Source organism: Polaromonas sp. P1_F2 (assembly GCF_056405735.1).
In genome coordinates this window covers 1-26,782 of sequence record NZ_JBFUBN010000009.1, presented here as the reverse complement: position 1 = coordinate 26,782, position 26,782 = coordinate 1, and the positions used below count along the sequence as shown (strand labels likewise).

Here is a 26,782-nt window from a genome sequence, read left to right as displayed (position 1 = left end):
GCTACTGAACGGCTGATTGAGGATCGAACAAATCGCCGGGAGGCGCCATGCGCCAAGCGAGACAGTTGATGTAGGAGACGAGCCCAGTTTAGGGTTTTCCCGATTGATTCATTTGACGAAAAGGTTGCGCATTCGTTGCAACAACGTAACAGCTGTTTGCTTGATGAGGGATGCCGCATAAAACGATACGGCTTGCAACAGTTTGCTTTTTTCCGGGCCTGAAGTTGCCGCCTTGCTTGATTACGCTCTAGGCATTCCAACGCAGACATGCGCGCAGAGACACGCGCTCACACGACCCCGCGATCCGGGTGTCGGGATATTTTGCGCACCATCAAGAGAGGAACCCGCATCCGATGACCGGCCAGAAAATGAAACGCAGCCTTGAGGTGGATACGCTCAGAGGCATTGCCTGCGTCCTGCTGGTCCTGTTCCATGTGGTGGGAGACACCCCCACCACCGGATTGAGAATCCCGGAAGGGCACTGGCTGCAGGTCTTCAATGAAGCGCTGGCCTACATCCGCATGCCGCTGTTCTCGTTTATCTCGGGCTACGTCTACGCCTTTCGTCCCTACCAGGGCCGCCCGCTCGGCTTTATCAAGGGCAAGGTGCGCAGGCTGCTGCTTCCGCTGGTCACGGTGGGAACCCTTTTTGCGGTCGTACAGGCGTTCACGCCGGGCGCCAACAACGCCGTCGACCGCTGGTGGCTGCTGCACATCGTGCCGGTGGGGCACTTCTGGTTTCTGGAGGCCTTGTTCATCGTCTTCCTGGTTGTCATCCTGCTGGAGCACCTGAAAGCGCTTTCCACGCCGGCCGGCTTCGCGCTGGTCTGGGCCTTGAGCGCGGTGCTGTTCGATTACTTCAGCCCGCCGAACTATTTTGCCGCCCAGGGCGCTGTCTACCTGCTGCCGTTTTTTCTCGCGGGCCTGGCCTGCAAGCGCTTCGAGATAGGCGGCCCGGCCGCGCGCGGCATCGCGGCAGCTGTCTTCATCTGCGCCGCCACCGCGGCCATGCTGCTTCCGCAGTTCTCCGAACAGGGCACCTCCATACCCGCGCTCGGGCTCGGTGTTTGCAGCGCCTTTTTGTTGTTGCGCAGCGGATGGAGCTCTCCCCGTATGGCCTACGTCGGCTCCTATTCATTCGCGATCTACCTGCTGCACGTGTTCTTCACCGCGGCAAGCCGCATCCTCCTGAAGAAGATAGGTGTCACGGACACCTATGTGCTGATGATGGCCGGGCTGGCCGCGGGCCTTGCCGGCCCCATTGTTTCGGCGCTGCTCATCAGCCGGCATGCGGGCCTCAACCTCTGGCTGCTGGGCACGACCGGTTCCAGGTCCAAACCAAAAGAAACGAAAACAGCACCCGCCTGACACGCCTTTGATGAGCGCAATGAGGCGGCGGCGCTTCCGGCTTCATCCTTCGCGTTACTCCGCGTGAGGAAAGTAACAGCTTTGCGTTATAAAGGTACAACCTTTTACAGGACTCTTCCCTGTGCGCATGGCGAAGTTATACCAACGCAAATGGCTGTGGATCCGGTTCCCGATCGTCCTCACAGCCGCCGCCACGGCCACCGGTTTGTGGATGTTCGCCTACCCCATGCCGCCCGACCGGCTGAGCATCAGCACCGCCGCCGCGGACGGCGTCTATTACCTTCACGCCCAGCGCTACGCCGAAAAATTCGCGGACCACGGCATCACGCTGGAGATCCAGACCTCGGCCGGTTCGCAGCAAAACCTTGAACGCCTTCGCCGCGCCGGCAATCCCACCGACCTGGCTCTGATGCAAGGCGGCTTCGGCTACCTGGGCACCTCGCTGGAAAGGCGCGACCGCAGCCGCGTCGAGACCCTGGTCAATGTGGACGTGGAGCCGGTGTGGATTTTCACGCGCGGCCGCGAGATCGATTCGCTCAACCAGTTGCAAGGCCTGCGCGTGGCCATAGGCCCCGAAGGCAGCGGCACCCGCAAGGTGGCGCTCAGGCTGCTGGAGCAGGCCAGGGTAGAGGCCAAGGACCTGACACTTTCGCCGCTGACCAGCAGCCCGGCCGTGCAGGCGCTGCGGCAGGGAGCGATCGACGTGGTCTTCCTGGTCGCGGCGCCAGAGTCCTTTGTTGTGCAAAACATGCTGAGCCTGCCGGGCATCCACCTGGCGAACATCCGCAAGTCCGCCGCCATCACCGAGCGCAACCCCTACCTTGAGCCGCGCCTGCTGGCGCAGGGCACGCTGGACGCGCGGCTTCCCCCGCGCGACATCACGCTGCTGACCACTTCGGCCAGCCTGGTGGCGCGCGAGGGCCTGCACCCCGCCCTCAAGCGCCTGGCCATCGCGGTGGCCATGGATGTGCACGCCGGCGGCGGGCTGTTTCACCGCACCGGCGATTTCCCTTCGCTGCGGCGCATCGACTTTCCCACCGCGCCGCAGGCGCGCGAGACCCTGACGCACGGCCTGCCCTGGCTGGAGCGCCTGCTGCCCTTCTGGTGGGCGCAGGTCGCCGAACGCATCCTGCTGATCGTGCTGCCGCTGGCATTGCTGGCCCTGTGGCTGATGCGGCTGGTCCCGGCCTATCTGCGCTGGGTTCTGGAAAGCCGGGTCAACCGCTGGTATGGCGAACTGAAATTTATTGAGAACGACCTGGGCCAGGAATCGCTCTCGGGACTGGACCTGACGCGCTTCCTGATCCGCCTGAACGGCATCGACAAGGCCATGATGGCTTTCGCCACGCCGCGCGACCTGATGGCGCGCTGCTACACGCTGCACCAGCACATCGAGTTCGTGCGCCAGCGGCTTTACCGGATGAGGGGGCGGTAAGCGATGAAGCTGCTGCTGCTTTACCGCCGGCGCTGGTGGCTGTTCTACGTACCCGTGCTGCTGTGCGCGGCGCTGGCCTTGTGGTGGTCAGCCACCCAATGGAAGGTGCTGCCGCCCGCCGAAGTGGTGATAAGTGCAGGCTCGCCGCAAGACGGTTATTCGATGCTGGCGCAGCGCTACGCCGAGCAGCTCGAGCGCACAGGCGTGCGTGCCGAGGTCGTGTATTCGGACACGCAGAAAGGCTCGCTGGACCGGCTGACGCGGACGAGTGAGACCACCAGCATAGGCTTTGCCCACGGCATCTACGCGAACGCCGACACCCCCGTGCAGGCGCTGGCCGTCGTCGGCCAGGAGCCGGTGTGGATTTTTTCCACCACAGGCGGGCCCTCGTCGCTGGCGCAGGCCAGGGGCCTGCACATCGCGGCGGGGCCGGCTTCGTCCTCGTCCTCCATCGCGGCCAAGCTCATGCTGGCGCACGCCGGCGTGCGGCCCGCGGACGTCCAGTTCGACAATGCCACCGGCGTAGCCGCCGCCAATGCGCTAATGGACGGCAAGGTCGACCTGGTGTTCCAGGCGGCCGGTGACGACTCGCAGGCCGTGCAGCTGCTGACACGCAGCAGCGGCATCCTGCTGCTGGGCGCCGAACACGCCGGCGCGCTGGCCGCCCAGAACCCGCGCCTGCAGCCGCTGCTGCTGCCGCAAGGCGCGATCGAGCTGCGCGGCGACATCCCGCCCAAAGACCTCACGCTGATGAGCCTGCAAACCCACCTGCTGGTGCGGCCCGACGTGCACCCGGCCCTGCAGCGCGCCCTGCTCGACGCCGCCGTCGAGATCCACGAGATACCGAACTTCCTGCAGCGCCACGGCCAGTTCCCGAGCTTTCGCGGCAGCGATTTTCCGCTGTCGCCCACGGCTCGCGCCTACAGCCTGGGCGCGCGCCCCTGGATGGAAACCCTGCTGCCCTACCGCACGGCGCAGTACGCGGAACTGGTGTTCTATGCCATCGGACCCATCCTGGCCATCGCCCTGCTGATGCTGGCGTGGATTCCCAAGCTGTTCGACTGGCGCATCAGCTCGGCGCTGAACCATTTCTACGGCGACCTGAAGTTTCTGGAAAACGACATGGACGAAGTCGCCGCCGACAATCCGATGGCGCTGCGGCAGTTGCTGGAGCGGCTGGACAACATCGAGCGCCAGGTGGTGGCGCTGGACCTGCCTGATGAATTCTCCGAACGCTGGTATACCTTGCGCGAGCACCTGGCGGCCGCGCGTGATCGGTTGCTCAAGCTCAGGTCGCGCTAACGGTACGCCAAAGCGCTGTTCGCACTAAACTGCGGAACACACCGAGGCAGCGGGCTGCGGCGAACAACAAACAACAGAGACAGAGACAAAACACACATGAACATCGTCATCACCGGCGGCGCCGGATTTCTGGGTGCCAGACTGGCCCGCCAACTGCTTGAACAGGGAAAATTTTCCCTTGCGGGTGGCGCGCCGCAAACCATCCAGACCATCACACTGGTCGATCGAGTGGCACCGCCCACATCGCTGGCAGCGGACCCAAGGATTCGCGCGGTGGTCGGCGACCTTAACCAACTTCTCGAAGCCAGCGATACAACATCACAGGTCGTACGCGCTGACGACGCACTCGTGTTCCATCTGGCCGCCGCCGTCAGCGGCGAATGCGAAGCCGACTTCGACCTCGGCATGCGCAGCAACGTCGACGCCACGCGCGCGCTGCTGCAGGCCTGCCGCAGGCTGGGAAGCTCGCCCACCGTGGTGTTCGCGAGTTCGCTCGCGGTGTTCGGAAATTCGCCCGTGCAGCCCCTGCCGCCGGTGATCGACGACAGGACGCTGCCCACGCCGCAAAACAGCTACGGCATCCAGAAGTTCATCGGCGAACAACTGGTGGCCGACTACGCGCGCAAGGGTTTCATACGCGGGCGCAACGTGCGGTTGATGACGGTCAGCGTGCGCCCCGGCAAGCCCAACGGCGCGGCCTCGAGCTTTTTGAGCGGCATGATCCGCGAGCCGCTGGCGGGCCAGCGCGCCGCATGCCCGGTGCCGCGCGAAACGGCCGTGGCCTTGGCCTCCCCGGCGCGAACGATTGAAGGGCTGGTACGCGCGGCGGAGGCCGGTGATGCCGAATGGGGTGCGCGTACGGCGATCAACCTGCCCGCTTTAAAAACCACCGTCGGAGAGATGGCCGCGGCATTGGAGCGCGTAGCGGGCAAAGAGGCCGCCGGCCTGATCGACTGGACGCCGGACCCGGCCATCGCCAACATCGTGGCCAACTGGCCGGCGGTCATAGACGCGGCCCGGGCCCGGGGCCTGGGGCTTCTGCCCGACCCGGATTTCGACAGCATTATTGCGGCCTATTTAAGCGAAAACCCGCGCACCACGCCCTCAGCAGCGACGCAATAATAGGTGTGCATACGGCCGCATGCCGTAGTCGCGGATTTTCTGAACAACGATTATTTTGGAGACACCATGAAAATTTCAAAACTGCTGATCGGCATGGCTTTGGGCCTGGGATTCATAGGGGCGGCGAACGCACAGACCACCATGCGGATCAGCATTTCCACGGCGCAGAATTCACACCAGGGCGTTGCCATCGACACCTTTGCCAGGGAAGTCGAAAAACGCACGGCTGGCCGCTACAAGGTCCAGACCTTTTACAACGGCGCACTGGGCGGCGAACGCGAATCGATTGAAGCCGTGCAGCTGGGAACCCAGGAGCTGGCTTTCTCGTCCACCGGCCCGGTGCCCAACTTCGTGCCCGAGACCAAAATCCTCGACGTACCCTTCCTGTTTCGCGACAAGGCGCATGCACGGGCGGTGCTCGACGGCCCCATCGGCCAGGATCTGCTGATCAAGTTCGACGCCAAGGGCTTCAAGGCGCTGGCCTGGGCCGAAAACGGCTTTCGCCACATGACCAACAGCAAACGCGACGTGAAGCTGCCCGAAGACCTCAAGGGCCTGAAGATGCGCACCATGGAAAACCCCGTGCACATCGCGGCCTACAAGGGCCTGGGCATCATCACCACGCCGATGGCCTTCCCTGAGGTGTTCACCGCGCTGCAGCAAGGCACGGTCGACGGCCAGGAGAACCCGCTGTCCGTGATCATGTCCGCCAAGTTCGACCAGGTGCAAAAACACCTGTCGCTGACCGGCCACGTTTATTCGCCCTGCATTTTTGTGATGAACAAGGCGTCCTTCGACAAGCTCAGCGCCGCCGACAAGACCGCCTTCGTCGATGCGGCCAAGGAGGCCACCAAGGCCAACCGCGCGCGCGTCGACCAGGACGATGCCAACGGCGTGGCCGAGCTGCGCGCCAAGGGCATGACCGTGATCGAGAACGTCGACAAGTCCAAATTCGTGGCCATGCTGGCGCCCGTCAATGCCGATTTCGAGAAGCAGTTCGGCAAGGCGAACATCGACGCCATCCGGAACTACAAGTAAGTGCAAGGCACGCGGGCCGCCGGCCTCCTGCCCGGCCTGTGCGCCTTTTTTCACCGAACGCGCCCGCAGGCATCACACCGGCGGGCGCTTTCCATGTACCGGCTCTTCCCTCTTCCCCCTTCTCCATCGCGCCCCATGAAACAAGCCTTCCTCACATTTGAACGCTGGACCACCGGCTTCTCCATGCTGGTGGCCTGCCTGATGCTGGTCATCGCTTCGGCGCTCGGCATGTTCCAGATCGTCACCCGCTTCGTGCTGGAACAGCCCGCCGAGTGGAGCGAAATCCTGATCCGCCTGAGCCTGATCTGGATGGTGTTCATGGGCATCCCCATGGCCTTCCGGCAGGGCGCCATGGTCAGCGTGGACGTGCTCTACCGCTGGAGCCCGCCGCGCATCCGGCGTGTGCTGGACTGGTTTGTCTGCCTGGCCGCCCTGGCGCTGGTCGCCGTGATCGTCTGGTGGGGCTGGGACTATTCGCTGCGCGGCCGCGTGCAGTCCATGGCCGGCCTGGAGTCGGTCTCGATGTTCTGGGGCTATGTGGCCATGCCCGTGGGCGGCATGTTCTGCGTGATCGGCATCATCGGCAACCTGCTGGATCCGCAACGCAACGAACTGGAGACGGCTCAATGACGGGAGTAATGATTTCAACGATGGTGCTGTGCTTTGCGCTCACCGTCTCGGTGGCCGTGTCCATCGGCCTGGCCTCCATCTTCGGCATCCAGGCGTCCAATGCCAACATGCTGATCTCCGTCAAGGAGATGTTCTCCTCGATCAACAAATTCCCGCTGGCCGCCATCCCCTTCTTCATCCTGGCCGGCAACCTGATGGAAACCGGCGGCATCTCGCGCCGGCTGGTCGAGTTCGCCAAAAGCATCGTGGGCGGCGTGCAGGGCGGCCTGCCCATGACTTGCGTGCTGACCTGCATGATTTTCGCGGCCGTCTCCGGCTCGTCCGTGGCCACCACCTTCGCCATAGGCGCCATCCTGATACCGGCGCTCATCAAGCACGGCTACCCCACGGCCTACGCCGCGGCCCTGCAGGCCACCAGCGCGGAGCTGGGCGTGATCATTCCGCCATCCATCCCCATGATCCTCTACGGCGTGAGCGCCGAGGTCTCCATCGGTGAACTTTTCATCGCCGGCTTCGGCCCCGGGCTGCTGATAGGCTTCGCGCTGATGCTGTTCGTGCACCTGTACTGCCGCTGGAAGGGTTGGGGCAAACAGGATGGCGACGGACGCCTGAGCTTCGGCAAGGCGACCTGGCAGGCCGGCTGGGCGCTGCTGATGCCGGTGATCATCCTGGGCGGTATTTACGGCGGGATTTTCACGCCGACCGAGGCTTCAGCGGTGGCCGTGTTCTATGCCCTGGTCGTCGGCATTGTGATCTACCGCGAGATCAAGCTGGCGGACCTGTATGTCATCCTGCGCAAGTCGGTGATCTCCAGCGCGGTAATCATGTTCATCATCGCCAACGCCGGGCTGTTCGCCTTCCTGATCACCCGGGCCGGCGTGCCGGACGCCATAGGCCACTGGCTGCAGGAGGTGCTGAAGTCGCCCGCCCTCTTCCTGCTGGGTGTCAACGCCGCGCTGTTCATCATCGGCATGTTCATCGAGACCAGCGCCGCCATCATCGTGCTGGCGCCCATCCTGGCGCCGGTGGCGGTGCACTTCGGCATAGACCCGGTGCACTTCGGCCTGGTGATGGTGGTCAACCTCGCGCTCGGCATGATCACGCCGCCTTTCGGCGTGAACCTGTTCGCGGCCTGCACCGTCGCCAGGATATCGCTGGACCGCATCGTCACCCACCTGCTGCCTTTTGTAGCGGTCATATTGGTTTGCCTGATGGTGATCACTTACGTACCGCAACTCTCGCTGGGCCTGCGCGACCTGGTCTACGCCAAATAGCTTTTTTTCAGGCAGGGTTTCACGGTGTTGTCATCTGTAGAGGTAATGCTCAGGTTTTCATTTCAGGATGAAATCCATGCAGCTCCACAAAACCGACCGTGCCCGCGCCGAGCTCAAGCCCGGCGTGAGAACGCTAGGCCAGCGCGAGCGCACCCTGCTGCTGATGGCCGACGGCAGCAAATCGGCGCAGGACTTTCGCCCGCTGTTTGACGGCGACGGCGAGGCCATCGCCCTGCGCCTGTTGCGCGAAGGCTTTCTGGAAGCGCACCCGGGAAAAACCTCCCCGCCCGCCGCAGCGCCTGCACCGGCGCCTGTACCCAAACCCACGCCGGCCCAGTTGCAGAACTTCCCGAGCCCCGAAACCACGCAGGCCATCCAGGTTTCGGCCGACCAGTTTGAAGGCAAACGCTCGCTCGCCACCACCCGGATGTTCCTGTTCGACATCTGCGAGCGCATGTTCGCCCGGCGCGACCCGGTGATGGCCGAGCGCTTCCGCGAAGCGCTGCGCAACGCCAAGGACCGCGACAGCATGCTGGCCGCCTCGCGCGAAATGATCGAAGAAATCGAAAAAATCGCGGGCCACGAGCGTGCCGATTCCATCAGCGAGCGCATCGCCATGCTGCTGCCGCAGCACCAGGCGGCTTGACCGGGCCGACGGCAGCATCCGTTACACTTGCCGGGGTCAGGAGAGAGTTTTCCCAGCGAAAACCGCCGAAGGCGCACGTGCACCCCGGGGCAACCCTTTTTGGTGCACTGAACGCTCAGGCAAAAGGACTGGCAACCGCCCTGCGGCGCACCACGCGGCAAGGCGTTCCCTACTGGAGAGAGGCCGTTTTCAAAGCGGCCCACCGAAGGAGCAAGCCCGCATCGCCGGGTGAATCTCTCAGGTAAAGTGGACAGCAGGGGCACCCATGGATTTAGAACCTGTTTGCCCCCGGAGAATGCCTTGTCCGATTCGTCCACCTCTTCCGCCGCCCCTGAAACCCTGCTGAAAACACCGCTGCACGAGCTGCATGTGGAGCTTGGCGCGCGCATGGTGCCCTTCGCGGGCTATTCCATGCCGGTGCAATACCCGGCGGGCCTGATGGCCGAGCACCTCCACACACGCCAGGCCGCCGGCCTCTTCGACGTGTCCCACATGGGCCAGTTGCGCCTGGTGGGCGCCGATGCCGCGGCGGCGCTCGAATCGCTGATTCCGGTCGACGTGATCGACCTGCCGGCCGGCAAGCAGCGCTACGGCCTGCTGCTCAATGACGCGGGCGGCATCATCGACGACCTGATGTTTTTCAACCGCGATTACGCGAACGGCGGCGACCTATTCGTCATCGTCAACGGCGCCTGCAAGGTGGGCGACATCGCGCACATCCAGGCAAAAATCGGCTCGCGCTGCGAAGTCATTCCCATGCCCGAGATGGCGCTGCTGGCACTGCAGGGCCCGCAGGCCGTCAATGCGCTGCAGCGCCTGGCGCCCGGTGTCGAAAAACTCGTGTTCATGACCGGCGGGCGCTTCAGCGTCGCCGGCTGCGACTGCTTCCTCACACGCAGCGGCTACACCGGCGAAGACGGTTTTGAAATCTCCGTGCCTGCCTCGCAGGCCGAGACGCTGGCGCGCGCACTGCTGGCCCAGCCCGAGGTCAAACCCATAGGCCTGGGCGCGCGCAACTCGCTGCGCCTGGAAGCAGGCCTGTGCCTCTACGGCAACGACATCGACACGACGACCACGCCGGTCGAAGCCAACCTGAACTGGGCCATGCAAAAAGTGCGGCGCACAGGCGGCGCGCGCGCCGGTGGCTTCCCGGGCGCGGACAAAATCCTGGCGCAACTGGCCGACCCCGCTACGCTGGCCCGCAAGCGCGTGGGCCTGGTGGCGCTGGAGCGCGTGCCCGTTCGCGACCACACCGAGCTGCAATCCATTGACGGCACGCCTATCGGCGAAGTCACCAGCGGCCTGCTGGGCCCCACGATCAACCAGCCGGTCGCCATGGGCTATGTGAAGCCCGAATTCGCCACCCTGGGCACACGCGTCAACGCCATCGTGCGCGGCAAGCCCGTGCCCATGGAAGTCGCGGCCATGCCTTTTGTCCCCAACCGTTACTTCCGCGGCTGACCCCTGCCATCCCCACCCCTTAACCCCTGGAGATTCTCATGACCGTCAAATACACCGAAGACCACGAATGGCTCAAGATTGAAGGCGACATCGCCACTGTCGGCATCACCGTGCATGCGCAGGACGCGCTGGGCGACGTGGTGTTTGTGGACCTCCCCGCCGTGGGCACGACCTTCGCGCAAAAGGAAACCGCCGGCGTCGTCGAGTCGGTGAAAGCCGCCGCCGACGTCTACATGCCCGTGAGCGGCGAAGTGACCGCCATCAATGAAGCCCTGAAGGACGACCCATCGCTGGCCAACAGCGACCCCATGGGCGCCGGCTGGTTCTTCAAGATCAAGCTGTCCGACCCTTCGCAGCTCAGCGCGCTGATGGACGAGACCCGCTACACCGCTTTCTCGGCCTGATTTTCTTCCGATCCTTTTTTCTGTTTTCTGACTCCTGGCTGCCAAGCCTGACACGGGACCCGACATGTTGATGCAAACCGCCAAGCCCCTGGGCGACCTTGAAAACCCTTCCGAATTCATCGCGCGCCACATCGGCATTGACGAGACCGACGAAGTCCACATGCTCAGCATCGTGGGCTCGGCCTCGCGCCGCGAACTGGTCGAAGGCATCGTTCCGCGCTCCATCGCGCGCAGCACGCCCATGGCCATCCCGGCCCCGGTCACGGAAGCCGCCGCGCTCAAGCAGCTGAAAGCCATCGCGGGCAAGAACAAGGTGTTCAAGAACTTCATCGGCCAGGGCTACTACGGCACCTGCACGCCGGGCGTGATCCTGCGCAACATTCTCGAGAACCCCGCCTGGTACACGGCCTACACGCCTTACCAGGCCGAAATTTCGCAGGGCCGCATGGAGGCGCTGATCAACTTCCAGACCATGGTCTGCGACCTGACCGGCATGCCGATCGCCAACGCCTCCATGCTCGACGAGGCCACCGCCGCCGCCGAAGCCATGACCCTGGCCAAACGCAGCGTCAAAAGCAAAAGCAACGTCTTCATCGTGGCCGGTGACTGTCATCCGCAGACCATCGAGGTGATCCAGACCCGCGCCAAACCGCTGGGCATTGAAGTCAAGGTCAGCACGGCGTCGGCCACCCTGCCCCTGCTCATGGCCGAAGGCGACTACTTCGGCGTACTGGCCCAATACCCGGCCACCACCGGCAGCATCCATGACTTGCGCCCGCTCGCGGGCCAGGCCCACGTCGACGGCGCCGCCTTGTGCGTGGCGGCCGACCTGCTGGCGCTCACGCTGCTGGCCCCACCCGGCGAATGGGACGCCGACATCGTGCTGGGCAACACCCAGCGCTTCGGCATGCCCATGGGCAACGGCGGGCCGCACGCGGCCTACCTGGCCTGCCGCGATGAGTTCAAACGCTCGCTGCCGGGCCGCCTGGTCGGCGTCAGCGTCGACAGCCACGGCAACCCGACCTACCGCCTCGCGCTGCAGACGCGCGAGCAGCACATACGCCGCGAAAAAGCCACCTCCAACATCTGCACCGCGCAAGTGCTGCCGGCCGTCATCGCCAGCATGTACGCGGTCTACCACGGCCCGCAAGGCCTCAAGCGTATCGCCGAACGCGTGGCCGCCTACACCGCCGTCTTCGTGCGCGGCCTGCAGGAACTCGGCTATGAGATCACCAACACCGGCGCCTTTGACTCCGTGACGGTGAAGACCGGCGAGGCGACCAATGCAATCGCCGAGCGCGCGCGCCAGTCCGGCGCCAACCTGCGCTTTCGCCTGAACAACCACCTGGGCGTGTCGCTGGACGAAACCACCAGCCGCAAGGACATCGAGCTGCTCTGGTCCTTCTTCGCCAAGCCCGGCCAGACGATTCCCGTGGTCAGCGCTTTCGAAAAAGGCGTGGAGTCGCTGATCCCCGCCGACCTGCGCCGCACCACGCCTTTCCTCACGCACCCGGTCTTCAATACCCACCATTCCGAAACCGGCATGTTGCGCTACATCCGCATGCTGAGCGACAAAGACCTGGCACTGGACCGCAGCATGATCCCGCTGGGCAGCTGCACCATGAAACTCAACGCGACCAGCGAGATGATTCCCATCACCTGGCCCGAGTTCGCCAACATTCACCCCTTTGCGCCCGCCGAGCAGTTGCAGGGTTATGCCGAGCTCGACAAGCAGTTGCGCGACTGGCTGTGCCAGGCCACCGGTTATGCCGGCATCAGCCTGCAGCCCAATGCCGGCTCGCAGGGCGAATACGCGGGCCTGCTGGTCATCAAGGCCTTCCATGAAGCCCAGGGCCAGGGCCACCGCAACATCTGCCTGATCCCCTCGTCGGCCCACGGCACCAACCCGGCCAGCGCGCAGATGGTGGGCATGACGGTCGTCGTCACCGCCTGCGACGCGCAGGGCAACGTCGACATGGCCGACCTCAAGGCCAAGTGCGAACAACACAGCGCCAAGCTGGCCTGCGTGATGATCACCTACCCCAGCACGCACGGCGTGTTTGAAACGCAGGTGAAAGAACTCTGCGCGATGGTGCACAGCCACGGCGGCCGCGTCTACGTGGACGGCGCCAACATGAACGCGCTGGTCGGCGTGGCCGCGCCGGGCGAGTTCGGCGGCGACGTGAGCCACCTGAACCTGCACAAGACCTTCTGCATTCCGCACGGCGGCGGCGGCCCGGGCGTGGGCCCGGTCTGCGTGGTGGCCGACCTCGTGCCTTATCTGCCCGGCCATGCCACGGCGGGCATTCCCGTCAACGGCGTGGGCGCCGTCTCGGCCGCGCCTTTAGGCAATGCCGCGGTGCTGCCCATCAGCTGGATGTACTGCCGCATGATGGGCCCCGAGGGCCTGACGCAGGCCACCGAGGTCGCCATCCTGAGCGCCAACTACATCAGCTCGCGCCTAAAAGATCATTACCCGACGCTCTACGCCAGCGAAAACGGCCATGTGGCCCACGAGTGCATTCTCGATTTGCGCCCGCTCAAGGAAACCAGCGGCGTCAGCGCCGAAGACGTCGCCAAGCGCCTGATGGACTACGGTTTTCACGCGCCCACGCTGAGCTTCCCGGTGCCCGGCACGCTGATGGTCGAGCCGACCGAAAGCGAAACCCTGGCCGAACTGGACCGCTTCATCGACGCGATGATCGCCATCCGCGACGAGATCCGCAAGATCGAAGCCGGCCAATGGCCGCAGGACAACAACCCGCTCAAGCATGCGCCGCACACCGCGGCCAGCCTGCTAGGCGCGGACTGGGATAGGCCCTACTCGCGCGAGACCGGCGCCTTCCCGCTGGCTTCGCTCAAGCTGGTGAAGTACTGGCCGCCCGTGGGCCGGGTCGACAACGTTTACGGCGACCGCAACCTGTTCTGCAGCTGCGTGCCGGTGAGCGACTACGCTTAAAACGCTTCTCTTGCTCCACACCACTTTGCCCGCCGCATGGACGCCACGATCGTCCTGATCATTGTGGGCGCGGCGGCGGCGGGGTTTGTCCAGGGCCTGTCGGGCTTTGGCTTCAGCCTGGTGGCCATGTCTTTCTGGGCCTGGGCCATAGACCCGAAACTGGCGGCTGTCATGGCGGTTTTCGGTGGGCTGACAGGCCAGGTCATGGCGGCCTTCACGGTCAGCCGCAATACTGACTGGAAGCGCCTGCTGCCATTCCTGGCCGGCGGCCTGATCGGGCTGCCGTTAGGCTTGCTGTTGTTGCCGCGGCTTGACGTCCAGCTGTTCAAGCTGTTTCTCGGTGTGCTGCTGGCGCTATGGTGCCCGGCCATGCTTTTTTCAGGCAAGCTTCCGCGCATCCACCATGGCGGCCGCATCGCCGACGGCGCGATAGGCGCCGCGGGCGGTTTTATGGGTGCCCTGGGTGGCTTCAGCGGCGTGCTTCCGACGCTGTGGTGCACGCTGCGGGGTTACGAGAAGAGCGCCCAGCGCGCCGTCATCCAGAACTTCAATCTGGCCGTGTTGACCGTCACCATGGCCAGCTACGCGGCCGCCGGCCTGGTCACCCGCGAGACGCTTCCCATGCTGGCCATCGTGGCGCCTGCCGCGCTGATTCCCGCCTGGCTCGGTGGACGGGTGTACATGGGCATCAGCGACCTGGCTTTTCGCAAGCTGGTGCTGAGCCTGCTGACCTGCTCGGGCCTGGCGATGCTGGTGTCATCCGTGCCGGGCTTGTTGCGGCGGATCGGGTAACCCGAACGCCGATTTGTCACGCAGCGCACTTCAATAAAAACGGGAGCCGGCCCGTAGCTCGCGAATAGCCCGCATCATGGTGGGCGCCAACATATTCCATTGCAAGGCCCGTACCGATCGACGGTAACGCAACCCGCTGGCCCGCAGGGATTCCGACACCAGTTCCAGGGGATCGCTCACCACGCACAGAAGCCGCGTGAGCATGGGGTCCTGGTCGGTAGGCACACCGCCGAGGAAGGCGTCGTTTTTCCCGTCCCACAGAAGCTGGGCATTGATGTGGATGCCCCAGCCGCATTCCCAGCCGTTCGCTTGCAGGCGTTCGCGGGCGGCAGCCACGTATTCGGCATCGAAAATATAGGTATCGGTACGCACCCAACGGCCCAGCCAGAATTCCGCCAGCGGGCGCGCCGCCGGCGTGGCCCTCGGGATGAGGCCGCGCAGCATCTCGCCGCGCATCTCCATGTAGCGCAATCGCGCCGGGATGCCGGCAGAGCGCATCAGTGCGATCAGCAAGGTCGCCTTGTCGTCGCCGTCGCCCCCACGCGCCTCGAGTACGTCGCGGGCCGTCGGGTACTGCAGCTTGACTCTCTTGGTATAGGGCAGGCGCTTGACGAAGCGATAGATGGCCAGTGCCTTGTCCCGGTCGGTGCGGCACAGCTGGACAAGCGCGCGAGCTTTCAGGCGCAACTTGGTGTCGTCCAGGTCCAGCAGAGGCGTTGTGCCTAGCCAGTCCTGCGGCCGGTCGCTGGTCTTCTTATGCAGCCGGCGAGGCGAATCGAGTTGTGCGGCTAGTGCCACCATGGAACCACCAACGGAGTGAATGGTTCACGCATCGTAACCCCGGGAGCTGCAATTGTGGTGGATTTCCGTTCCACAGTCGGGCGCTGAGGGGCCGGCTACTTGTTCCCCTGGTAGAAGGCAGGCATGAGGGTTCGCGGCGTTGGATGTTGCGCCGCAGCATGCATTCAAAAGCCGCCGGCCCTCACCCCAAGCCCCCGGTTTCGGCCAAGGCATTGCGCAGCTGGGTCTGTGCGATGGGCAGTTGCAGCGCCACGGCGCGCTCTACCACGGGTGCCAGGCGGCGCAGCTTCTTCTGCGCGCGGTCCTTGGCAATGTCGGCCAGGCGGTGTTCCAGAAACGGGTTGAGCAGACGGTCGCGCAATTCCACCAGGTAGGCGCGGGCCTCGGGGCCTGTGCCCTCGGCGTCAAACACCGGCAGCACCTCGTCGGCCCATACGGCCTCCAGCGGGATGCGCAGCGCCGGGGTGTGCATGGCCTGCACCACGGTCATGTCCGCGGCACCGCCCAGCAGCTGCCAGTGTTCGGCCAATATCGTGTGGCCCAGATTCAGCAGCCAGAGCTTGCGTTGCTCGAATGGGGCCAGTGCATCCGTCACCACCATGGCAGGATGGCTGCAAGGAAGCACCATGCGCGGCTGGCGTTCAATGGCCCACAGTGCATAGGGCTCGGCTACCGCTCCGGCGGGTTCCAGCGGAGACGACACGATGCGGTCCACCAGTGAATTGACCCACACGCAGTGCTCCCGCACATAGCGAAGGAAGGCGGGCGTAACGCCCCAGCCCTGTGCCAGCGTGGATACCAGGTCGCGCAGTGTGTCACCGTTGCGGCTGACCAGTTCGCAGGGGTACAGCGTCAGGGGAGCCTCCGGCTGCTGCTGCCAGCGGTGGTGCAGAAGCGCCACCAGCTTGGCCGGGTAGCTGTGCGGCGGCGTCGTCGGGCTGCGCAGCAGCGCCCGGGTATCCGCGTCATCCAGTACATAGCCCATGTCCGCGGTGTTGGAGATGACAACCTGCACGGTGGTGGCCATGGCATCGCGCAGCTGTGTCCAGTCGCGGCGGGCATGCCAGACGGCCTGGACTGCGTTCACCTGCACGGTTTCCTCAATACGCTGGCCCTGTTGCATGCCGCGCAATTCCACGCGGTAGCCATGGGCCAGTGCCGCGGCGCGTGCACTGCTCTGCGGGCTGTCTGTGCTCTGCACGACGGTGATGCCGCCCAGGCCCTGGCCTTGGGCCAGGGCCTGGGACACAAACAGGTCCGCATGCGCCTGCAGAAAGCGCCCGGTGCCGAACTGGAGGATGGGAGTGCTCACGTGGAGGCTCCGGTCAGCATTCGATCAGCGCCTTGACCACGCCCTGCGTCGGGTCCAGCAGGGTGGCGAACTGGGCGGGTACATCGGCCAGGGCCATGCGATGGGTGTTGAGTGCCGCGGTGGGGATTTTGCCGCCCCGCATCGCCTCCAGCACCGTTTCGAAGTCTTCCATGGTGGCATTGCGGCTGCCCAGCAGCGTCGCCTCGCGTTTGTGAAACTCCGGGTCGGCGAACGTAATGTTGTCCAGCACGATCGACACCAGCACATACTTGCCGCCATGGGCAATGAACTGGAAGCCGCGCTCCATGGCCTTTGCGTTGCCCGTGGCGTCAAAAACGACATCGTAAAAATCCCCATTGGTCAGTGCGCGCAGCTCGTCCAGGTCCTTGTCACCGATCACAACACCCGCATGCGCACCCAGCTGTTGTTTACAGAATTCCACCCGCTCCTTTCGCGTGTCCAGCGCTGTGACCTGGCCGCCACGCAGGCCGGCGAACAGCAGGGCGGCCATGCCGATGGGGCCCGTCCCTACCACCAGCACACGCTGGCCGGGCTGCACGTCGGCGCGGCGTACGGCGTGGGCGCCGATCGCCAGAAATTCCAGCATGGCGGCCTGGTCCAGTGAGACCCCCTCCGCCTTGCGCACAAACTGCGCGGGTACGTTGAGATATTCGGTGAAAGCGCCGTCGCGGTGCACGCCCAACACCTGGATGTTGACGCAGCAGTTGGTCTTGCCCTGGCGGCAGGCTACACACCGGCCGCACGACAGGTAAGGCATGACAAAGACGTTGTCGCCAGGCTGAAGGGGGCTGTCCGCTGGAGCTTCCTCTACGGTGCCCGCGATCTCGTGGCCCATGACGCGCGGGTAGGCCAGGAAGGGTTGTTTGCCGGTGAAGATGTGCAGATCGGTGCCGCACACCCCCACGCGGCGTATGCGTAGCAGCACATCGCCTTCATTGCGGATGGGCATGGACCCTTCGACCGTGCGCAGCACGCCGGGAGTTTCGCAAATGACTGTCAGCATAGATATCCTCGAGTGGAAGTGGTTAGTCAATGTGGAATACGGATTCCATGGCGGCCCAGTGCTCGCCTGGTCTGCGGGTTTGAAGGGGGCGCTGGCAGGGGCCGCACAGGGTCCACCAACGCTGCGTCTCGGCATCGGCGGCGATAGCTGCCATGTCCGCGTCAAAGTCCCGGCCGTGGTATTCCCAGTAGCCGAACAGCAGGTTTTCCGGCTCTCGCAGAAAAATGCTGTAGTTGCGCAGCTGCGACTGGTGAATGCGCTGCAGCACAGCGGGCCAGACGGCCGCGTGCAGGCGCTTGTATTCGACAATGTGCTGGGGGTCGATACCAATGACCCATCCCATTCGTTGCATGTCAATTTCCGTTTATAGCTTGGTCAAGGTGGTACAGGCGCATCGGGATTCAGCAGGCCGCGGGTGCGCAGGGCCTGCCACAGCGTGGCGGGAATGGGCGTCTCCAGCCAGGCGACGTTCTGTTGCAGCTGGACCGCGGTGTGAGTGCCGGTGACGCAGCTCACCACCGCGGGGTGCGCCAGTGGAAACTGCAGTGCGGCGGCCTGCAGGGGCACGCCGAATTCCTCACACGCCAGCGCCAGCGCTTGGACGCGTGCCAACACGGCAGGCGGGGCTTCCGCATAATTGAATTTGGTGTTGCCCGCCAGGACGCCGGAGTTGAACGGCCCGGCCACCACGATGGCGTTGCCGCGGCGCACGCAGTCGTCCAGAAAGGGCGTGAGGCAGCCCTGCTCCAGCAGGGTATAGCGCCCGGCCAGCATGGTGCAGTCCAGGTCGAACTCCTGCATGCTGTCCATCACCACCTGCCATTCGTTCACGCCCAGGCCCACTGCCTTGGTGGCACCGCCACCGCGCAATTCGTCCAGCGCGCGAAAGCCGCCCCCCGTGGTCAGTTGTTGCCAGTAATGCGCATGCTGTTCGCCATGGGTGTCGCGGCCGATGTCGTGCACGTACAGGATGTCGATGTGGGCCAGGCCCAGCCGCTGCTGGCTGTCCTCGAACGAGCGCATCACGCCGCTGTAGCTGTAGTCATACTGCGGACGAAACGGGTAGGGGTTGGCCCAACCGCCATCGCCGGGAGCCACGCTGGCATCGGGGCGCAGCAGGCGTCCCACCTTGGTGCTGACGACATACTCATGGCGAGGGCAATCGGCCAGCTGGGCGCCCAGGCGGTGCTCGGAGCGGGTGTAGCCATAGTAAGGCGCGGTGTCGAAATAGCGCACGCCGGCCGCCCAGGCGCTGGCAAAGACATCTTCCACCTCGCGGGCGCTGGTGGCGCGGTACAGGCCGCCCATCTGCGCGCAGCCCAGGCCCAAGGCGGTCAGCCGCAGGTCCACGCGGGAAAGGGTTTTCAAATCCGTGGTGTGCATATGCCCGTCCTCCGGCAGCCGGTGCCGGAGGGGTCCTTGGGTTGGAGCGGTTTAGTAAAGAACGTTCTTGGCAGCGGGCGTGTCGATGTTTTTCTTGTTCACCATCAGCACGCCGGTATCGCGGAAAGCGGGTACTTTCTTGCCCGCCACGATTTCCGCCACGGTCTTTACGCCCAGGTTGCCCATCTCGAAGGCGCTTTGCACGGCAATCGCCTCGATGGTGCCGTCCTTCACAAAGCCTTGCAGGTCGGCGTTACCGTCAAAGCCGATGGCGACCACTTTGCCGGCTTTGCCCGACTGAACCAGTGCGCGGCCCATGCCGATAGCGGTGGGTTCGTTGGCACCGAAGATGCCCTTGAGGTCGGGATTGGCAGCCAGCACGTCGGTGGTCTGGTTCAGTGCGGTGCCCATCTGCGAGTTGGAGTAGAACGGGCCTACGATCTGCAGCTTGGAGTGCTTCTTGATGTAGTCGGTGAAACCTCCCACGCGGCCGATTTCGGAGCCCGAGCCCGCGGTGTAGGACATGATGGCAATCTTGCCGGTGGTACCGATCTTGTCGATCAGCGTCTTGGCGGACATTTCTCCGGCAGTCTTGTTGTCGGTGGCCAGGAAGGATTGGTAGTAAGCCTTGCCGGCATCCGATGCAGCGGAGTCAATCAGCACCACAGGAATTTTGGCTTCCCAGGCTTTTTTGATGGCGGGGATCAGGGCATCCGGATCCGAAGGGGCCAGCACGATGCCGGCGACCTTGCGGTTCACGGCGTTTTCCACCAGGGCTACCTGCCCGGCCAGGTCGGTGTCGGATGCCGCGCCCTGGAAGGTGGCGGTGTAGCCCTTGAGGTTGCCCACGGCAGCGTTGGAGCCTTTCTTCACGTTTTGCCAGAAGTCCGAGTTGGCGGTCTTCACGATGACCGCAATTTCCTTGTCGGCGGCCAGAGCCATCGACGACGCAGCCACCAGGGCGGCGGCGATCAGTGTGTGGATAAATTTTTTCATTTCTTTCCTCATGGGTAATGGTTGTGGAGGTTGTCTCTCGAAGTCCCGGTAAGCCCTGCCGGTAGGGATCACTTGCGATGGCGCATCTGGTCGATCCATACGGCCAGCAGGATGACAACGCCAATCAGAATTTGCTGGGTGAAAGCGGACACGCCGCTCATGTTCAAACCGTTGCGCAGGATGCCGATCACGAAGGCGCCGATGACGGTGCCCGACACCGTGCCCACACCGCCCGTGAGCGAGGTGCCGCCTATCACCGCGGCGGCAATGGCATCAAGTTCATACATCAGGCCCTCGCTGGGCTGGGCCGTGACCAGGCGTGACATCAGCACGCAGCCGGTCAGCCCGGCCAGCAGACCGGAAAGCACATAGGCAAACAGCGTCACGCCCTTGACGTTCACGCCCGAGAGCCTGGCGGCTTCCAGGTTGGAGCCGATGGCGTACAGATGGCGCCCCAGCGTGGCACGGTTGAGCAGAATGGAGACGGCCAGAGCCAGCACGACCATGAGCACCACGGGATAGGGAATACCGACGAACACCACGTCGGGGAAGCCGTCCGCACCGATATTGACGATGCGGAACAAGGCTCCGTTGCCCAGTTCCGCGAAGCTGTCGCCCAGGCCGCTGATGGCGCGGGCATCGGTCAGCTGCAAGGCCACGCCGCGTGCCACCAGCATCATTCCCAAGGTGGCAATAAAGGGCGGCAGTTTGAGCACCGTCACGCACAGCCCGTTGATCAGCCCGCACAGGGCGCCGACCAGCAGGCCGGCAAACATGCCCAGCGGCACGGGCGCGCCCGCCTTGACCAGCATGGCGGCCACGACGCCGGACAGTGCCAGGATGGCGCCTACCGAGAGGTCAATACCGCCGGTGATGATCACGCAAGTCGCTGCGATGCCGAGGTAGGCAATGGACGTCACCTGGAGCGCCACGGTCATGCCATTGCCCACGCTGAAGAAAGCGTTGCTGGTGAACGAAAAGATGGCGATGAGTCCCAGCAGGCTGGCCAGCGCGGCAAATTTTTGAAACAGGTCTTGTTGTTGTTCGGTCATGGTGTGGTTCGGGGAAAGGGTCTTGGAGGGTTCAGCTGGTCAGCTGGTCGGCTGGCAGAGGCGGCACGCTGCGGCCGGAGGCGTAGTGCATGACCTCCTCCTGATGGGTCTCGCGGGTGGGGCGGATGGTGACCAGGCGGCCTTCATGGAAGACCGCGACACGGTCGGTCATCCCCATGATTTCGGGCAACTCGGAGCTGATCATCACGACGCCGATGCCCTGCCCTGCGAGCTGGTCCAGCAACTGGTAGATCGCGTACTTGGCGCCCACATCAATGCCGCGCGTGGGCTCGTCAAAGAACAGCACGCGTGATTGACGGAACAGCCATTTGCTGATCACGAGTTTCTGCTGGTTGCCGCCCGAGAGCAGACGCACGATCTGGCTACTGCTGGGCGTGCGGATGTCGAGTGCGCCGATGTAGTGGCGTGCGGCATCCTGCTCTTTGGCAAACTGGATCATGCCCGCACGGTTGGACACGGCATCCATGTGGGCCAGTGTGATGTTCTGTGCCACAGTCATCTTCAATGCCAGCCCATCGTGCTTGCGGTCCTCCGAGAGGTAGGCCAACCCCTGGCGCACGGCATCCCGCGGCGAGTGAATGGTGAGACGCTGCCCGGCCAGAAACACCTCGCCGGCGTCGATGGGGTCGGCACCAAAAATGGCGCGAGCCACTTCGGTGCGGCCGGCCCCCATGAGCCCCGCAAAGCCCAGAATTTCGCCGCGGCGCAGCTCAAAGTTCACGTCGTGGAACACACCCTGGCGTGTCAGGCCCTGCACGCGTAACAACACGTCGGTCGTGGGCACGGATGTTCTCTTGGGGAATACATCGTCCAGCGAGCGCCCCACCATCTTGGCCACGATCTCCTCCACGCTGGTGTCGGCCAGGCGTTCGGTGGACACATAGCGTCCGTCGCGCAAGACAGTGACCCGGTCCACGATGAGCGCCAGCTCGTCGAGGCGGTGGGAGATGTAGACGATCCCCACCCCCGTACGCTTGAGCTCATGGATGATGGCAAACAGCCTCTCGGTCTCCGACTCTGTAAGGGACGAGGTGGGTTCGTCCATGATGAGCACCTCGGCGTTGAGCGACAGTGCCTTGGCAATTTCCACCATCTGCTGCTGGGCTACCGACAGGGTTTTGACCAGAGCGCCCGGTGCAATGTCCAGCCCCAACCGGTCCAGGCATTGCTGTGCCTGGCGGCGCAGTGCCGCCCGGTCAATCAGCCAGCCTTTGCGCGGCTCGCGGGCCAGGTAAATGTTTTCGGCCACCGTGAGGTGCGGAGCCAGGTTCAGCTCCTGGTGGATGATGGCAATGCCGGCAGCCTCGGATTCGGCGGTGGACCGGAACTGGCAGACCTCGCCGCGGTAGTACAGGGCCCCCGCATCGGGCTGGTACTGGCCGCTGATCACCTTCATCAACGTCGATTTGCCTGCGCCGTTTTCGCCGCACACCGCGTGTACTTCGCCACTTCGCACCTCAAAGCTCACACCATCCAGTGCCAGCACCCCTGGGAAACGTTTGGTGATCCCTTCCAGGCGCAACAGTACGCCAGCCTCGGCAGGCCTCGGCGCGCCGGGGCGGACGGGATCGGACACGGATGACAGCAATGCGAACTCCTCTTGGTGGGGTCAGGGGGACCTGGAGGGATGAATTTGCCGTCTTGCAAATTGGTAAGGCCACCTGACATGAATCGGGGTATTTGGCCTTACCAAGAAGTGCGTGTGTACTGGTATTTACCCGTTGTCGAGGGTCAAAATCGGGGTGAAAAGACGAAAAAAAGCCTGCGCAAATTGCACAGGCCTGACCACGGCTGAAGGGTGACGGCGGAGCTAGGGCCTGTTAGCGCTATTTATGCAAGATGCGTTGCGAGTCAAAAAGGCCTTGAGCAAGGCGCAAAACGCAGGCGGGGTGAACCCCGTCAAGGCTTTGCAACGCCGCGCAAGGCCTTTTTGATCGCAACCCGGAGGGAATGGGGTGAAAACGACGCCACTCGGCGTTGCGCTCCTCACCCAGACTCCCGGTCTCGGATTCGTCGCGCGCCTTGATTGGCGCCGTTTTCACCCCATTCGCATTTGCATAAATAGCGCTAACAGGCCCTGGCTCATGACCATTCGCGGCGATTCTCGACCCAGCGCTGCTCGGAGGCTTGCAGATGCATGCGCATGGCGTTCTGCGCGGCCAGTACGTCCCGGTTCTCCAGGGCGCGCAGGATGGTTTCATGCTCCTGCAGCGCAGTGGCCCAGCTTTGGCCGGATTCGGAATGCGCGCTCAGGCGCGCGGCAATCGGGCTGTGGCGCTCGTCAAACAGCTCGCCCACCAGCCGCTCCAGCACGGAGTTGCCTGTCATGGCTGCAATCGTCTGGTGAAACTGCCGGTCAAAGGCCAGGGGCGAGCGGTTTTGCGCCATGGCCGACAGCATGTTGTCCAGTATCTGGCGCAGCGCCAACAGTGCTTCGGGTGTGGCTTTGGCGCAGGCCTGCAGCACGATGGTGCCCTCGATGGCGGCGCGTGCCTGCATCAGTTCGATCGGGCTTTCGCCCATGCTGGCCAGGGACTGCGGCTTGCGCTGGGCCGCGTTGCAGACATACACGCCGGCGCCCATGCGCACTTCCACGCTGCCCTCGATTTCCAGGGCAATCAGCGCCTCGCGCACCGAGGGGCGCGAGACGCCAAGCTGCTGGGCCAGATCGCGCTCCGGCGGCAGCCGCGCACCCGCGGAGTAGTTGCCCTTGTCAATGAAGGTGCGGATCTGCTCGGCAATTTGTTGGTAGAGCCGACGGTTGTCGACCTGTTTGAGTTGGTCCAGCATGAGTCCTCCGCGTGAAGTGCAGTTTATGCGACGGCGGGTATTGCCATTGGCTTAGGCTCGAAATGGTAAGGCCAATTCAATACTTGCTATATCGGCCTTACCAGTTTTGGGGGTCTGCCGTCGCCACGCAGGCAGGGCGAATGCCGGGACGATAATCCAGGCCAGCCTTTTCGATTCCCCTTAGCCATGAAAGCATGACCTCCATGAAGACGTTGACCGCCGCGCTTATCGCCCTGGCATCTCTTGCCCTGTCCAGCACCGCCCTCGCCGCCGCCCCGGCCGAGACCCTGCCCAACGGCGTGAAGATCGTGCACACGGCCGACGGCACCGGCCCGCAGCCCAAGGCGACCGACACCGTCAAGGTGCACTACCGCGGCACGCTGGCCGACGGCAAGGAATTCGACAGCTCCTACAAGCGCGGCGCGCCGGCCACCTTTCCGTTGAACCGCGTCGTGCCCTGCTGGACCGAAGGCGTGCAGAAGATCAAGGTCGGCGGCAAGGCCACACTGACCTGCCCGCCCGCCACGGCGTATGGCGACCGCGGCGCCGGCGGCGTGGTGCCGCCCAATGCCACGCTGACCTTCGACATCGAACTGCTCGCGATTGAGAAGTAAAAGCTAGACAGCCGCTTCGAGCGTCGCGAGGAGGGCTTTGTCAAAGGCCTCCGCACGCTCGAACTGCAGCCAGTGGCCGGCGCCTTCGACCAGGGCCAGGCCCCTGAAATCCGCGGCTCGCGCCAGGGCCGCCGCCAGCGCATCGAGCTTGCCGCGGTACAGCGCGTCTTCTTCCCCGTAGATCGCCCATACCGGGCAGCGCAGCCGCGCCAGTGACTGCGCCAGCGCATCGGTGCGCGCCAGGCTGCGGCCCTTCATGCGGTCGCGCAGCACATTGGCGATGTGCAGGCGCAGGGCCAGTTCGTCGATCGCGTCCTCGCGGTAGAGCATCAGCGCCGCAAGGTTGTGGCGATGGATCTCATCGCGCTGGGCCGCACCGGTGATATGCCGCCAGGCGCGCAGGCGTATGGCTTTTTCGGGCGCAACACCCAGGCCGGGCGCGCCCACCAGCACCACACGCGCCGCCCGGGCGGGGAAGCGCTCCGCCAGGAAGCCCGCCACCATGCCGCCAAAAGAAAATCCCACGAGGTCGCAGGCCGCATCGCCCGCCAGCAAGGCCAGTCCCTGCTCGACCGGCTCGGGCAGCACGTCGGCATCGGTGCCCCGCAAGGGCGCGGCCGAATCGCCGAAACCGGGAAGGTCGGGCACCAGCACCCAGCGGCCCGAGGCGGCCAGCGCGGGGATGTTGCGCAGCCAGTGCATCCAGCTGCCGCTGCCGCCATGCAGCAGCACAAGCGGCGCGAGCCCGGGCCGGCGTGTGGCCTGGCCCCAGCTGTGCCAGACCATGGCGCCGTCGCCGCAAGGGGTCTCTAAACGGCTGGCTGTGCGCAGCATCGCCTGCGCCTCGGGAGGCAGCTCAATGTTTGCCGAATCTGTCATGGGGGATTTATACCCTGCCCTCCGCGCGGCCATCGTGAAGCTCCTAAACTGGCCCGGCGCCCCTATAACAACATCCATGAATTCAGGTCCACCCGAATCCTCTTCACTCCCTCTCCCGCTGGGAGAGGGTTGGGGTGAGGGCCAGCGGCGCTCGAGCACGCATAGCTTCATATCCAGGGCCGCAAGCCCTCATCCCCGCCTTCTCCCAGAGGGAGAAGGAGCAAAAACATGATCCCCTTTTCAGTCCTCGACCTATCCCCCATCGTCACGGGCGCCACCGCCGCCGATGCCTTTCGCAACACACTGGCCCTGGCTCGGCATGCCGAACAACTGGGCTTCAAGCGCTTCTGGCTGGCCGAGCACCACAACAACCCCGGCATCGCGAGCGCCGCCACCGCGGTCGTCATCGGCCACGTGGCGGGCGGCACGAGCACGATCCGCGTGGGATCCGGCGGCGTGATGCTGCCCAACCATTCGCCGCTGGTGATCGCCGAGCAGTTCGGCACGCTGGACTCGCTCTACCCCGGCCGCATAGACCTGGGCCTGGGGCGCGCACCCGGCACCGACCAGCTGACCGCCCGCGCGCTGCGGCGCGACCACCAGAACAATGCCGACACCTTTCCGCAGGACGTGCAGGAGCTGCGCTATTACTTTGAAAACATAGCACCCGGCCAGAGAATCCGCGCCGTGCCGGGCGCGGGCCTGAAGGTGCCGCTGTGGATACTCGGCTCCAGCCTCTTCGGCGCCCAGTTGGCCGCCGCGCTGGGCCTGCCCTTTGCCTTCGCCTCGCATTTCGCACCCGACATGCTGATGCAGGCCCTGGAACTGTATCGCGACCGCTTCGAACCCTCGGCGCAGCTGGACAAGCCCTATGCCATGGTGGCAGCCAACGTGGTTGCCGCCGACACCGACGAAGCGGCGCGCTACCAGCTCACCTCGGTCCAGCAGGCCATGACCAACCTGCTGCGCGGAACCCCCGGCCCCATGCCGCCGCCGATTGACGACATCGAAGCGTACTGGTCACCCGCCGAAAAGGCCGGTGCGCAACGCATGCTGCGTTATGCGGTGGCGGGTGCGCCCGCGACTGTTCGGGAAGGATTGCGATCCTTTATCGCCGAGACTCGGGCGGATGAGTTGATGGTGACTACGCATATTTTTGATCCGGCTGTTGCACGGAGGTCGTTGGAGATTACTGCCGGAGTTCGGGATAGTTTGTAGTTGCTCCGGCGGTAGTGGTCTCTGCTGAGGGTTGCTGGCCGGGGGTAGCCCGGCGGCTACTCACTTTTCTTTTGCTTCGCCAAAAGAAAAGTAAGCAAAAGAAAAGGCGACCCTGGTTGCTGCGTCCCTCCGCTGCGCTACGGGCAACCTGCGGTGCTCGGTTCAGGCGGGGTCTCGCTAAACTCGCTTCGCTCAAACAACGCGATCCCTGATCCGCCTGAACCTGCGCTCCTCGGCGCATCCACAAGGGGTGGGGAGGGGA

Annotated in this window: 24 protein-coding genes and 2 riboswitches; of the genes, 14 read left to right on the top strand and 10 right to left on the bottom strand. The window is 64.4% G+C overall.

All coding sequences use genetic code 11. The annotated features are described in order from the left end of the window. Positions 1 to 368 precede the first annotated feature (368 nt). The 12 genes from AC1D0O_RS17525 (at position 369) to AC1D0O_RS17470 (ending at position 14,430) form a co-directional block, all read left to right on the top strand. Positions 369 to 1,367, top strand: a complete 999-nt coding sequence (locus AC1D0O_RS17525) for an acyltransferase family protein (RefSeq protein ID WP_477654777.1) — start codon at positions 369 to 371, stop codon at positions 1,365 to 1,367. A gap of 127 nt (positions 1,368 to 1,494) precedes the next feature. Beyond that, positions 1,495 to 2,802, top strand: a complete 1,308-nt coding sequence (locus tag AC1D0O_RS17520) for a TAXI family TRAP transporter solute-binding subunit (RefSeq protein WP_477654776.1) — start codon at positions 1,495 to 1,497, stop codon at positions 2,800 to 2,802. 3 nt (positions 2,803 to 2,805) lie between these two features. Then, the gene (locus tag AC1D0O_RS17515) at positions 2,806 to 4,104 is read left to right on the top strand and encodes a TAXI family TRAP transporter solute-binding subunit (RefSeq protein WP_477654775.1); all 1,299 of its coding nucleotides are present in this window, start codon (positions 2,806 to 2,808) and stop codon (positions 4,102 to 4,104) included. Positions 4,105 to 4,200: 96 nt separating this feature from the next. Continuing rightward, on the top strand, positions 4,201 to 5,226 hold the full coding sequence (gene denD, locus AC1D0O_RS17510) for a D-erythronate dehydrogenase (protein ID WP_477654774.1): 1,026 nt from the start codon (positions 4,201 to 4,203) through the stop codon (positions 5,224 to 5,226). Positions 5,227 to 5,292: 66 nt separating this feature from the next. Further along, positions 5,293 to 6,264 (top strand): TRAP transporter substrate-binding protein, encoded by a 972-nt coding sequence (locus AC1D0O_RS17505; protein WP_477654773.1) that lies wholly within the window; start codon positions 5,293 to 5,295, stop codon positions 6,262 to 6,264. Between the two features lie 135 nt (positions 6,265 to 6,399). Next, a complete protein-coding gene (locus AC1D0O_RS17500; RefSeq protein ID WP_477654772.1) occupies positions 6,400 to 6,894 on the top strand; it encodes a TRAP transporter small permease in 495 nt (164 codons plus the stop codon). Next, entirely contained in the window at positions 6,891 to 8,168 is a 1,278-nt protein-coding gene (locus AC1D0O_RS17495) for a TRAP transporter large permease (protein ID WP_477654771.1), read from the top strand. The genes AC1D0O_RS17500 and AC1D0O_RS17495 overlap by 4 nt, the downstream gene beginning before the upstream one ends. A gap of 76 nt (positions 8,169 to 8,244) precedes the next feature. Then, positions 8,245 to 8,814 (top strand): hypothetical protein, encoded by a 570-nt coding sequence (locus AC1D0O_RS17490; protein WP_477654770.1) that lies wholly within the window; start codon positions 8,245 to 8,247, stop codon positions 8,812 to 8,814. Between the two features lie 27 nt (positions 8,815 to 8,841). Then, positions 8,842 to 8,955: riboswitch (glycine riboswitch) on the top strand. Positions 8,956 to 8,976: 21 nt separating this feature from the next. Continuing rightward, positions 8,977 to 9,078: riboswitch (glycine riboswitch) on the top strand. Between the two features lie 36 nt (positions 9,079 to 9,114). Next, positions 9,115 to 10,275: a glycine cleavage system aminomethyltransferase GcvT gene (gcvT, locus tag AC1D0O_RS17485; RefSeq protein ID WP_477654769.1), complete on the top strand. Its 1,161-nt coding sequence runs from the start codon at positions 9,115 to 9,117 to the stop codon at positions 10,273 to 10,275. A gap of 38 nt (positions 10,276 to 10,313) precedes the next feature. After that, positions 10,314 to 10,679, top strand: a complete 366-nt coding sequence (gene gcvH, locus AC1D0O_RS17480; RefSeq protein WP_477654768.1) for a glycine cleavage system protein GcvH — start codon at positions 10,314 to 10,316, stop codon at positions 10,677 to 10,679. A 64-nt stretch (positions 10,680 to 10,743) separates the two neighbouring features. Beyond that, positions 10,744 to 13,638: an aminomethyl-transferring glycine dehydrogenase gene (gene gcvP, locus AC1D0O_RS17475; RefSeq protein WP_477654767.1), complete on the top strand. Its 2,895-nt coding sequence runs from the start codon at positions 10,744 to 10,746 to the stop codon at positions 13,636 to 13,638. A gap of 36 nt (positions 13,639 to 13,674) precedes the next feature. Then, positions 13,675 to 14,430: a sulfite exporter TauE/SafE family protein gene (locus AC1D0O_RS17470; protein WP_477654766.1), complete on the top strand. Its 756-nt coding sequence runs from the start codon at positions 13,675 to 13,677 to the stop codon at positions 14,428 to 14,430. A gap of 30 nt (positions 14,431 to 14,460) precedes the next feature. On the opposite strand, the gene AC1D0O_RS17465 is transcribed toward AC1D0O_RS17470, so the two are convergent. The 9 genes from AC1D0O_RS17465 to AC1D0O_RS17425 all read right to left on the bottom strand — a co-directional run bounded on the left by AC1D0O_RS17465 (position 14,461) and on the right by AC1D0O_RS17425 (position 23,809). Beyond that, the gene (locus tag AC1D0O_RS17465) at positions 14,461 to 15,231 is read right to left on the bottom strand and encodes a transglutaminase-like domain-containing protein (protein WP_477654765.1); all 771 of its coding nucleotides are present in this window, start codon (positions 15,229 to 15,231) and stop codon (positions 14,461 to 14,463) included. A gap of 181 nt (positions 15,232 to 15,412) precedes the next feature. After that, the gene (locus AC1D0O_RS17460) at positions 15,413 to 16,543 is read right to left on the bottom strand and encodes a mannitol dehydrogenase family protein (protein WP_477654764.1); all 1,131 of its coding nucleotides are present in this window, start codon (positions 16,541 to 16,543) and stop codon (positions 15,413 to 15,415) included. A 13-nt stretch (positions 16,544 to 16,556) separates the two neighbouring features. Further along, complete coding sequence (locus tag AC1D0O_RS17455; RefSeq protein WP_477654763.1) at positions 16,557 to 17,567, bottom strand: zinc-binding alcohol dehydrogenase family protein; 1,011 nt, start codon at positions 17,565 to 17,567, stop codon at positions 16,557 to 16,559. A 22-nt stretch (positions 17,568 to 17,589) separates the two neighbouring features. Then, positions 17,590 to 17,919: an L-rhamnose mutarotase gene (locus AC1D0O_RS17450; RefSeq protein ID WP_477654762.1), complete on the bottom strand. Its 330-nt coding sequence runs from the start codon at positions 17,917 to 17,919 to the stop codon at positions 17,590 to 17,592. Positions 17,920 to 17,942: 23 nt separating this feature from the next. Then, the gene (locus AC1D0O_RS17445) at positions 17,943 to 18,950 is read right to left on the bottom strand and encodes an aldo/keto reductase (protein ID WP_477654761.1); all 1,008 of its coding nucleotides are present in this window, start codon (positions 18,948 to 18,950) and stop codon (positions 17,943 to 17,945) included. 51 nt (positions 18,951 to 19,001) lie between these two features. Beyond that, positions 19,002 to 19,946 carry a substrate-binding domain-containing protein gene (locus AC1D0O_RS17440; protein ID WP_477654760.1) on the bottom strand — a complete coding sequence of 315 codons (945 nt, stop codon included), beginning with the start codon at positions 19,944 to 19,946 and terminating at the stop codon, positions 19,002 to 19,004. Between the two features lie 68 nt (positions 19,947 to 20,014). Further along, positions 20,015 to 20,998 (bottom strand): ABC transporter permease, encoded by a 984-nt coding sequence (locus AC1D0O_RS17435; RefSeq protein ID WP_477654759.1) that lies wholly within the window; start codon positions 20,996 to 20,998, stop codon positions 20,015 to 20,017. A gap of 31 nt (positions 20,999 to 21,029) precedes the next feature. Then, positions 21,030 to 22,604, bottom strand: coding sequence for a sugar ABC transporter ATP-binding protein (locus AC1D0O_RS17430; protein ID WP_477654953.1), 1,575 nt, complete (start codon positions 22,602 to 22,604; stop codon positions 21,030 to 21,032). A gap of 497 nt (positions 22,605 to 23,101) precedes the next feature. Then, positions 23,102 to 23,809: a FadR/GntR family transcriptional regulator gene (locus AC1D0O_RS17425; protein WP_477654758.1), complete on the bottom strand. Its 708-nt coding sequence runs from the start codon at positions 23,807 to 23,809 to the stop codon at positions 23,102 to 23,104. 203 nt (positions 23,810 to 24,012) lie between these two features. Here AC1D0O_RS17425 and AC1D0O_RS17420 point away from each other — a divergent pair, with 203 nt between their 5' ends. Continuing rightward, positions 24,013 to 24,423: an FKBP-type peptidyl-prolyl cis-trans isomerase gene (locus AC1D0O_RS17420; RefSeq protein WP_477654757.1), complete on the top strand. Its 411-nt coding sequence runs from the start codon at positions 24,013 to 24,015 to the stop codon at positions 24,421 to 24,423. A gap of 3 nt (positions 24,424 to 24,426) precedes the next feature. Here the strand turns inward: AC1D0O_RS17420 and AC1D0O_RS17415 are convergent, their stop codons facing one another. Then, positions 24,427 to 25,302: an alpha/beta fold hydrolase gene (locus AC1D0O_RS17415; protein WP_477654756.1), complete on the bottom strand. Its 876-nt coding sequence runs from the start codon at positions 25,300 to 25,302 to the stop codon at positions 24,427 to 24,429. Between the two features lie 228 nt (positions 25,303 to 25,530). Between AC1D0O_RS17415 and AC1D0O_RS17410 the strand changes: the two genes are divergently transcribed. Further along, on the top strand, positions 25,531 to 26,520 hold the full coding sequence (locus AC1D0O_RS17410) for an LLM class flavin-dependent oxidoreductase (protein ID WP_477654755.1): 990 nt from the start codon (positions 25,531 to 25,533) through the stop codon (positions 26,518 to 26,520). The last annotated feature ends 262 nt before the right edge of the window (positions 26,521 to 26,782 follow it).

Excerpts from the sequence above, each read along its gene's own strand:
- AC1D0O_RS17415 (WP_477654756.1), bottom strand. The coding sequence starts at position 25,302 with ATGACAGATTCGGCAAACATTGAGCTGCCTCCCGAGGCGCAGGCGATG.
- AC1D0O_RS17420 (WP_477654757.1), top strand. The coding sequence starts at position 24,013 with ATGAAGACGTTGACCGCCGCGCTTATCGCCCTGGCATCTCTTGCCCTG.
- gcvP (WP_477654767.1), top strand. The coding sequence starts at position 10,744 with ATGTTGATGCAAACCGCCAAGCCCCTGGGCGACCTTGAAAACCCTTCC.
- AC1D0O_RS17470 (WP_477654766.1), top strand. The coding sequence starts at position 13,675 with ATGGACGCCACGATCGTCCTGATCATTGTGGGCGCGGCGGCGGCGGGG.
- AC1D0O_RS17455 (WP_477654763.1), bottom strand. The coding sequence starts at position 17,567 with ATGCTGACAGTCATTTGCGAAACTCCCGGCGTGCTGCGCACGGTCGAA.
- AC1D0O_RS17505 (WP_477654773.1), top strand. The coding sequence starts at position 5,293 with ATGAAAATTTCAAAACTGCTGATCGGCATGGCTTTGGGCCTGGGATTC.
- gcvH (WP_477654768.1), top strand. The coding sequence starts at position 10,314 with ATGACCGTCAAATACACCGAAGACCACGAATGGCTCAAGATTGAAGGC.
- AC1D0O_RS17435 (WP_477654759.1), bottom strand. The coding sequence starts at position 20,998 with ATGACCGAACAACAACAAGACCTGTTTCAAAAATTTGCCGCGCTGGCC.
- AC1D0O_RS17515 (WP_477654775.1), top strand. The coding sequence starts at position 2,806 with ATGAAGCTGCTGCTGCTTTACCGCCGGCGCTGGTGGCTGTTCTACGTA.
- AC1D0O_RS17495 (WP_477654771.1), top strand. The coding sequence starts at position 6,891 with ATGACGGGAGTAATGATTTCAACGATGGTGCTGTGCTTTGCGCTCACC.
- AC1D0O_RS17525 (WP_477654777.1), top strand. The coding sequence starts at position 369 with ATGAAACGCAGCCTTGAGGTGGATACGCTCAGAGGCATTGCCTGCGTC.
- AC1D0O_RS17450 (WP_477654762.1), bottom strand. The coding sequence starts at position 17,919 with ATGCAACGAATGGGATGGGTCATTGGTATCGACCCCCAGCACATTGTC.
- AC1D0O_RS17445 (WP_477654761.1), bottom strand. The coding sequence starts at position 18,950 with ATGCACACCACGGATTTGAAAACCCTTTCCCGCGTGGACCTGCGGCTG.
- AC1D0O_RS17490 (WP_477654770.1), top strand. The coding sequence starts at position 8,245 with ATGCAGCTCCACAAAACCGACCGTGCCCGCGCCGAGCTCAAGCCCGGC.
- denD (WP_477654774.1), top strand. The coding sequence starts at position 4,201 with ATGAACATCGTCATCACCGGCGGCGCCGGATTTCTGGGTGCCAGACTG.
- AC1D0O_RS17465 (WP_477654765.1), bottom strand. The coding sequence starts at position 15,231 with ATGGTGGCACTAGCCGCACAACTCGATTCGCCTCGCCGGCTGCATAAG.
- AC1D0O_RS17410 (WP_477654755.1), top strand. The coding sequence starts at position 25,531 with ATGATCCCCTTTTCAGTCCTCGACCTATCCCCCATCGTCACGGGCGCC.
- AC1D0O_RS17500 (WP_477654772.1), top strand. The coding sequence starts at position 6,400 with ATGAAACAAGCCTTCCTCACATTTGAACGCTGGACCACCGGCTTCTCC.
- AC1D0O_RS17520 (WP_477654776.1), top strand. The coding sequence starts at position 1,495 with ATGGCGAAGTTATACCAACGCAAATGGCTGTGGATCCGGTTCCCGATC.
- AC1D0O_RS17440 (WP_477654760.1), bottom strand. The coding sequence starts at position 19,946 with ATGAAAAAATTTATCCACACACTGATCGCCGCCGCCCTGGTGGCTGCG.
- AC1D0O_RS17425 (WP_477654758.1), bottom strand. The coding sequence starts at position 23,809 with ATGCTGGACCAACTCAAACAGGTCGACAACCGTCGGCTCTACCAACAA.